Genomic DNA, 518 nt, shown 5'->3' with positions numbered 1-518 from the left:
AAATGATTATTCATATTTAAAATTAGCTTTATTTTAAATGATTATTCATATTTAAAATTAGCTTTATTTTGATTTTTTATTCATTAAATATGATTTAATATGTGTTTTACATTTTTGTGCTCTGTCTGTCAATAGGAGAATTGAAGAATCCATGCAATTACCAACTTTTCTAGAGGTCTATGAAGGACTCATTAGTACCTCTTCGATCAGCTCGACTGATCCAAGCTGGGATCAAGGCAATGCCAAAGTGATCGAGAAACTCGCCACTTGGTTTAAAGATCTTGGCTTTCATGTTGAGGTGATCGAAGTCGAGCCAGGCAAACACAATATGATTGCACGCATGGGCGAAGGCGAAGGCGGTCTGCTGCTTGCTGGGCACAGCGATACCGTGCCATTTGATGAAGGACGCTGGAGCTTTGATCCCCATAAGCTCACTGAGAAAGACAACCGCTTCTACGGTCTGGGTACTGCAGACATGAAAGGCTTCTTTGCTTTCATTTATGAAGCAGTAAAAAAAG

At 39.2% G+C, this 518-nt stretch carries 1 protein-coding gene; it reads left to right on the top strand.

Going from position 1 to position 518, the window contains the following annotated elements; genetic code table 11:
* Window positions 1-151: 151 nt before the first annotated feature.
* On the top strand, window positions 152-518 hold a 367-nt coding region (locus R7040_RS29920), incomplete at its 3' end, for a M20/M25/M40 family metallo-hydrolase (protein ID WP_193288831.1).

It is taken from the genome of Vibrio sp. 1069, from assembly GCF_033340555.1.
Note: the sequence above shows the minus strand (reverse complement) of the source record. Positions and strands in the feature narration are given on the sequence as shown.